General features: G+C 34.5%; 3 protein-coding genes. All 3 read left to right on the top strand.

Annotated elements, in window-relative coordinates; translation table 11 throughout:
• Positions 1-118: 118 nt before the first annotated feature.
• Positions 119-1174 (top strand): GDP-mannose 4,6-dehydratase, encoded by a 1056-nt coding sequence (locus AOG55_RS06320; protein ID WP_055041048.1) that lies wholly within the window; start codon positions 119-121, stop codon positions 1172-1174.
• Positions 1171-2265 (top strand): DegT/DnrJ/EryC1/StrS family aminotransferase, encoded by a 1095-nt coding sequence (locus tag AOG55_RS06315; RefSeq protein WP_055041047.1) that lies wholly within the window; start codon positions 1171-1173, stop codon positions 2263-2265. Before AOG55_RS06320 ends, AOG55_RS06315 begins: the two co-directional genes overlap by 4 nt.
• Before the next feature lie 25 nt (positions 2266-2290).
• Positions 2291-2705, top strand: a 415-nt coding sequence (locus AOG55_RS06310; protein ID WP_156318774.1) for a hypothetical protein, incomplete at its 3' end; no start/stop codon positions are given.

Here is a 2705-nt window from a genome sequence, read left to right as displayed (position 1 = left end):
ATTATTTATACTTGTCTATAATATAATTAAATCTTTGTAAATAATTATATTAGAACTAAATTCTATTCAGTCTAATAATAGAAAGTAACTTTATATAGACTCTTAGAATTCCTTCACCATGAAAAAGGCTTTGATTACAGGCATTACAGGTCAGGATGGTGCATACCTTGCCAAACTGCTCTTGGAAAAAAATTATAAGGTCTATGGCCTTTACAGAAGGATAAGCACCCCAAATTTCTGGAGACTGCAATCCCTTGGAATATATGATAAAATCAATTTAATCTCAGGTGATTTGAGCGATTTATCCTCAATATTAAATGCATTTAAGGCCTCTGAACCAGATGAGGTTTACCATTTAGCCGCACAGAGCTTTGTCGAGGCATCATTTGAATCCCCACTGGCAACTGCAGAGGTTACCGGATTGTCAACCACAAGGATTTTAGAGGCTGTGAAGCTTTATTATAGGGATACTAAGGTATACTTTGCAGGCACAAGTGAGATGTTTGGATCAGCATACAATGATAAAGCATTAAATGAAAATGATGTTTTCAAGCCCATGAGCCCCTATGCGGCAGCCAAATTATACGGCTACTGGATATCAAGAATATACAGGGAGGGCTATGGATTATTCATCTCATCTGGAATATTATTCAACCATGAGTCTGAAATAAGGGGATTGGAATTTGTTACAAGAAAGATAGTAAATGAGGTCGCAAAGATATATTATGGCCTTGAAAAGAAAATAAAACTGGGAAATATCAATGCAAAGAGGGACTGGGGATATGCACCTGAATATGTTGATGCCATGTATAGAATGCTTCAGGCAGATAAACCAGATGATTATGTGATAGCAACAGATGAGACACATACCGTGGAAGAGTTCCTAAAGTATGCATTTGATTACGTTAATATGGATTACCATAAATACCTAGAAATTGACAAGAAATTTTTAAGGCCGCTGGATGTTCCTGCCCTCAGGGGCGATTATACTAAGGCTAAAAAAGAATTGCAATGGGAACCTAAAACCAAATTCCCTGATCTTGTGAGATTAATGATGGGGGAAGAATTAAAAAGATGGGATATGTATCTAAAAGGTGAGAAATTCCCATGGGATGTTCCTAACTATCCGAATGAAAATAACTTATTAAAAACATACAGGGGTAATGTGAAATGATACCGGTTTCAGAGCCAGATATAGGTGAAAAGGAAATAGAATATGTGGATGATGCTGTAAGGTCAGGATGGGTTAGCTCCCATGGAAAATACATAGATGAATTTGAAAAAAAATTCTCTGAATTTATTGGAACAAAATATGGTTTAACAGTATCAAACGGGACAACTGCCCTGCACCTTGCATTATCTGCCCTTGGAATAAAGGAGGGAGATGAGGTGATAGTTCCTGATTTAACCTTCATCAGTCCGGTTAATGCAGTGCTGTACTGCAATGCAAGACCTGTATTATGCGATATTAACAGTAATAACTGGTGCATTGATCCTGAGAATATAGAGAGGTTAATTACAGATAAAACTAAAGCAATTATAGTTGTTCACCTATATGGAAATTCAGCTGATATGGATAAAATCATGGAAATAGCAGATAAACATAATTTATATGTCATAGAAGATACTGCAGAATCCCTAGGAACTACCTATAAGGGAAAAAAATTGGGTTCAATAGGAACAATAGGATGCTTCTCATTTTATGGAAACAAGACAATGACAACAGGTGAAGGGGGATTCTGCACAACTAATGATAAGGAATTATATGAGAAAATGTTAGTGCTCAGGGATCATGGCATGACATCAAAGAAAAGGTACTGGCATGAATTCATAGGTTATAACTATAGAATGACAAATCTTCAAGCAGCACTTGGTGTGGCACAGCTTGAAAGAATAAACTATTTTATTGATAAAAAGCATGAAATAGGAAAAATATACAGGGAGAGACTAAAAGATATGGTAACACTGCATCCTGAAGGGGCGGATTATAATGGCACATACTGGCTTTATTCAATATTAATAGATAATGAAAAGAAGTGTGATAATTTAATGGATTTTTTATACAGGAATGGAATAGATACAAGGAGATTCTTTTATCCTGTGCATACAATGCCGCCATATGAGAAATACAGCAATGACAATTATCCTGTTAGCACAGATATAGCTAAGAGAGGAATAAATCTCCCAAGCAGTGTTAAACTAAAAGAAGAGGAAGTTAATTATGTATGTGACAAAATTATTGAATTCCTGGAAAATAAAGTTTAATATATAAACATTTAATAGGTGTGCAATGGAAAATATGCTTAAAATAGCATTTATTGGAAACTTTTACGGGCATGGTAAGGTAGATGATCAGTGGGGTACAAGTTTTTTAATACTATTATCACGATTAAGCTATATAGAAAAAATTGATGTAATATGCCCGGTTTCTGATAAAAGTCTTGATGCAAAGTTTCCTGATAAAATTAATATTAAAGAGACTTTCAATATTTCAAAGAGCCTTTCTATATTTAATATAAGAAAACAAATTAAGTATAGAAATTATGATCTTGTTATATTTAATTATGGCCCAACCGTCTATGGTAATAGCAATATAATGAATTTATTTGGCCTGTTTATGCCAATATCTATAGGGTGTCCAAACATACGTCAACTCACTATGTACATTATTTTCCTCCCTGAATTTCCGGTTATTTTATTGGCCA

Source organism: Acidiplasma cupricumulans (genome assembly GCF_001402935.1).
Lineage (GTDB): Archaea > Thermoplasmatota > Thermoplasmata > Thermoplasmatales > Thermoplasmataceae > Acidiplasma > Acidiplasma aeolicum.
This window is presented reverse-complemented; position numbering and strand designations above follow the sequence as displayed.

What these genes read in the sequence shown, in the direction of transcription:
- AOG55_RS06320 (WP_055041048.1), top strand. Translation starts at nt 119, where the DNA reads ATGAAAAAGGCTTTGATTACAGGCATTACAGGTCAGGATGGTGCATAC.
- AOG55_RS06315 (WP_055041047.1), top strand. Translation starts at nt 1,171, where the DNA reads ATGATACCGGTTTCAGAGCCAGATATAGGTGAAAAGGAAATAGAATAT.